Origin of the sequence: Bacillus sp. JJ1127, from assembly GCF_036965845.1 — a bacterium.
In the GTDB taxonomy this organism is placed as follows: Bacteria; Bacillota; Bacilli; order Bacillales; family Bacillaceae_G; genus Bacillus_A.
In genome coordinates, this window is the sequence record NZ_JBALQK010000050.1 from 13,829 (window position 1) to 16,015 (window position 2,187).

Sequence of the window (2,187 nt, forward strand, 5' to 3'; positions counted from 1 at the left end):
AAGTGGTGGGTAGTTGACTACATAACAAAGATTGCAATACTTTCGCGGCACGTATACTGTAGGCAACGCCATCCCCTTATATTCCATTTTTATATTCAGATAAAATAAGGCAACCTTACTTTCAATAGCAGGGTTGCCTTATTAGTGAGGATAAATCATCTTAAGTTACATTATCAAAAGTTTCAAATACTCTTTACCAACCTGTACCATGTTCAGAGTATTGAATGATTTCAGTTTGAGATGTAATCTCTTGTTTAGCCTGTTGTGTATCTTTAGATACATTCATATTTAGTACCACAAGAATTGCTAAAAAACTCACCCTGTATAATTTGAAATAGCACCAAATAACGAAACATGATCACTTCAATATAAAAAGCTAGCATTTTGCTAGCTTTTTATCCTCTTCACATGCATTGTCAACCTTCAACTGTTTGCCCCAAAAACTTTTCCATCATGATATTCTTATTTCCTCGATAGAAATTAACACGATGCTCGTTTATCACATCAAAATACTCTCCTATCGCAAGTCCGAATTCTACAAATGCATGTCCTTGTGCCGTTATGATATTTTTATAGCTTACAACATTCTTATAGATGAAATTTTCTATCGGAAAACAATCTAATTTACGATAATCCATTGTGACTGTATAAGGGACATCTTTTAGTAAATCAGCTGCCGCTAACACAAACGGTCCAGCACAAATTGCCGCAACTAATTTTTCTTTCTTATAGAATTGACGTACGATAGAAAATAACTGTTCAGAATCCTTAATATGTATAACATCCCCACCAGGAATTATGATTGCTTCATAATCTTCCACACGAACTTCAGTTAATTCTAAATGTGGTTGCACCTGTAATCCTGTTTCAGCTGTAATCATGTCTTTTGTTAATCCTACTGTTTCAATTTTGTAATCACCCTTCAACAAAGCTGTGGTCACGGTAATCTCAAATTCAGCAAATGTCGGATATATAAATAAAAGTATTTTCTTCATATTCTTTTCTCCCATCCCTTTTTCAACAAAATACTCCTCACCTCCACAATAAACAGAATTTTACAAACAATCAACAAAATACTTCTCGCCTTGTTTCCTATTCCTATCTAACTTATAATAAACATAGAGACGATTACGGACGCATTTTATGTAAGCTTGGGTTTCCAAGCTTACATTATTTTTTGCTTTCCCTTTCCTTATAAAAGGAGTATACTAAAATAGAACGTATGTTCTTAACAATTACATACAGTAAGGAGATAGAACAAATGGTATACGACACAAAAGTAATTTCTTGGAATGAAGCTTTAAAACAATTACAACGTCGCTACACAAATCAACCAGTAAATCGAAAACAGTTTGAAGATGTTGAACTCATGGAATTCTTCCGCGATAATGACTACATTTCCCTTCCTACACATATTAGCGGCTTATCAACAAAGCGTTTTACTTCTTACTCTATTTTCACAACTGAAGATAAAGATCGTAAAGTTGGCACACTTATCATTGAATATTTAGAAGATGATACTGATGTATTACGTATCGAACAATTATACTTCGTTTAATTCATAACGCTTGGTCAAAATGGCCAAGCGTTCTTGCTTTCTATCAATCTCACTGCTTATAATACTAGTAAGGGAAAACTGCTATCGTAAAGGGGGGTATACTGTTGCTTGAAGGATGGTTTAGTTGGTTTATTATTTCTTGGACTGTTATTTTACTAAGTCTTATGTCTATTGGTGGATATTTCATGTTCCGAAAATTCTTAAAACGATTACCAAAAGAAGACGGCATGTCCATTTTAGATTGGGAAGAGCATTACATTAATCAAACACGGCATTTATGGGATGACAATCAGAAACAATTATTAGAGGAACTAGTAAGCCCAGTACCTGAACTATTCCGTGATGTTGCAAAATCAAAAATTGCAGGGAAAATTGGAGAGCTTGCGTTAGAAGAAAAAGCCACAAAAATAACTGAAGATTTAATTATTAAAGGATATATTGTAGCAACGCCAAAGCGTGATCATAAGTTTTTAATTAAAAAATTACAGGAAAAACAAATTGATTATTCTCCGTATCAATCACTTTTAGCTAAATAAAAAAACCTCAAGAATCTTGAGGTTTTTTACGTTAACTTCATATCTTTCTCATTATAAAATTCATCTTCTTTTTCCATTTCCTTTTGCAATTTC

The 2,187-nt window shown here is 33.2% G+C and carries 3 protein-coding genes; 2 read left to right on the forward strand and 1 reads right to left on the reverse strand.

What is annotated here, in order from left to right; genetic code table 11:
• Nucleotides 1-416 precede the first annotated feature (416 nt).
• Nucleotides 417-995, reverse strand: coding sequence for a DJ-1/PfpI family protein (locus V7183_RS06810; RefSeq protein ID WP_335359032.1), 579 nt, complete (start codon nt 993-995; stop codon nt 417-419).
• 266 nt (nt 996-1,261) lie between these two features.
• Between V7183_RS06810 and V7183_RS06815 the strand changes: the two genes are divergently transcribed.
• Both V7183_RS06815 and V7183_RS06820 read left to right on the forward strand, forming a co-directional pair.
• The gene (locus V7183_RS06815; RefSeq protein WP_097897652.1) at nt 1,262-1,558 is read left to right on the forward strand and encodes a hypothetical protein; all 297 of its coding nucleotides are present in this window, start codon (nt 1,262-1,264) and stop codon (nt 1,556-1,558) included.
• Between the two features lie 104 nt (nt 1,559-1,662).
• Entirely contained in the window at nt 1,663-2,094 is a 432-nt protein-coding gene (locus V7183_RS06820; RefSeq protein WP_097897653.1) for a DUF2621 domain-containing protein, read from the forward strand.
• The last annotated feature ends 93 nt before the right edge of the window (nt 2,095-2,187 follow it).

What these genes read in the sequence shown, in the direction of transcription:
- V7183_RS06815 (WP_097897652.1), top strand. Translation starts at nt 1,262, where the DNA reads ATGGTATACGACACAAAAGTAATTTCTTGGAATGAAGCTTTAAAACAA.
- V7183_RS06810 (WP_335359032.1), bottom strand. Translation starts at nt 995, where the DNA reads ATGAAGAAAATACTTTTATTTATATATCCGACATTTGCTGAATTTGAG.